Source organism: Enterovibrio nigricans DSM 22720 (assembly GCF_900167155.1).
GTDB classification, from domain to species: domain Bacteria; phylum Pseudomonadota; class Gammaproteobacteria; order Enterobacterales; family Vibrionaceae; genus Enterovibrio; species Enterovibrio nigricans.
On the sequence record NZ_FUXU01000203.1, the window covers coordinates 1 to 1,837 of the forward strand.

Consider the following 1,837-nt stretch of genomic DNA (forward strand, 5'->3'; position numbering starts at 1 on the left):
TTTATTCAGGCTCCTAGGTTCATCTGGTGATACAGATGGTTCACTCGTTGAGCGGTGAACAGCGCTTCATACGACTTCACGTCGCACGCCCCAAAACGAGCTAGAGTAGATTCTCATTTACATTTTGTCATGTGCGAGTTTTCCCTACTAAAACTTATTTACCTTTCGATTTCAGTTTGCTCACCCTGTAATGTGATACAGAATGATAGTCATAGCTGTCTAGTTGGAACGTAATCGAGACCTTTTCGAGTTTTATGGCCTCGTTCAGAAACCATGTATAAGTGTTTCTTAGCCCGAGAACCAATCACATACAACAGACGTCTAGCAACATAATTTGCATGCTGATTACTAACGTATACATCGTTCCAATGCGGTATTTTTCCTTCTAACAAACCAGTACATATGACGACATCATATTCATCCCCCTTAGTTGAGTGGCATGTAGTAATCTTGACACCTTTGGACTTACCGAAAAACCTCTTTAAATCATGTGCTCGATAATCCATATCGTGTTTTTCCATCCTAATTTTTGTCGCATCAATTAAGCTGTCTAAACTCGATTTAGCAGTCTTATTGGCCGCAATATTTAAACCAATAAAGTGACTGAACTCCAACACGATGGATTCAATCCAATCGGTTATGCTTTGATTAATTGAAATATTAAAGCCGTTAACGATTTTGAGTATTTGTTTGTGCTCACCACTAACGTTCAAACCGCATTCTTCTAGCCCCTCGATCAAAGTATTGGTAAGCCTCCGTCGTCTAAGATAATTTTCCATACACGCTTCATTCAACACTAATTTCACTAGGTTCAACCACATATTGTCTTCATTCTTAGGTATTGGGGAAACAGCTACCCCATCGATTGAGTAATCTTTATCAAGTTTATCTAACTCTTTAGACATTTGAATAACATCAAACCAACTAGGACATAAAACTACAATCTCATCAGAAGAAATGCCGTTTTTTATATGAGACTGAATAACTTCATGAATAAAGTTTGAAAGTTGGCTCTTGTCGATACTTTGCTCTAAGTGCACGACGGATTCGAATTCTTTTAAGTCAGATTTTGACTCAATGTCGAGCCCTCCATCCTGATATTTTTTGTAAAAATCAATTATCCGCTGACTGCTGCGAAAACAACCTGTGAGACTCAAATCATGTAAGGTGCCCAAAGCGAAATAATCAATTAACTCTGCTTTCCCCTTAACTTCAGCACCCAAGCCAGTATAGATGGCTTGTTCTTGGTCACCTATGAATGTGGTGTTGCTCTTCTGTTCACTAATAATTAGTTTGAGAATTTCATATTGTAACAAAGATGTATCTTGGTATTCATCGACCAAGATATGTTTAATGAAAGAAGCGAGTCTACTTCTTACCCCGTCGTAATGAGAAAGCAACTTGAAACTCATATTTAAGATTAGGTCAAATCTATTTTTTTATTGTTTCTTAGGTACTTATGATACTCATCAACGAGTTTGTATTTGGGTGATTTTATATCTGAATAGTGATTGCTATAGTCTAGATCCAATCTCGTGACGATACTAGCAAAAGGACCTAACCCATACTTTTCCTTCAATTCGGAAAGTAAACGTTCTCTTTCATGCTCATCTATTACCACATAACCTTTGCAAAGCCTCGGGATGAAATTTATATTTGGCTTGATAATCCACTGAAGACAAAATGAGTGTATCGTTCCTACCCAAAGTGATTTATCAGTAATTCCAAAGGATAGCAAACGATGTGGTAAGACCCCAGAACTCTATACACTTTCAAGCTTCTGATAATACTGTCTTTCGTATTCATTCGGTGACAGTCCACCATTAGTACCATGATT

General features: G+C 37.6%; 1 protein-coding gene. It reads right to left on the bottom strand.

The genetic code is table 11. From position 1 onward, the window contains the following. Positions 1 to 209 precede the first annotated feature (209 nt). Entirely contained in the window at positions 210 to 1,421 is a 1,212-nt protein-coding gene (locus B5D35_RS24670; protein WP_280174699.1) for a UvrD-helicase domain-containing protein, read from the bottom strand. Positions 1,422 to 1,837 lie beyond the last annotated feature (416 nt).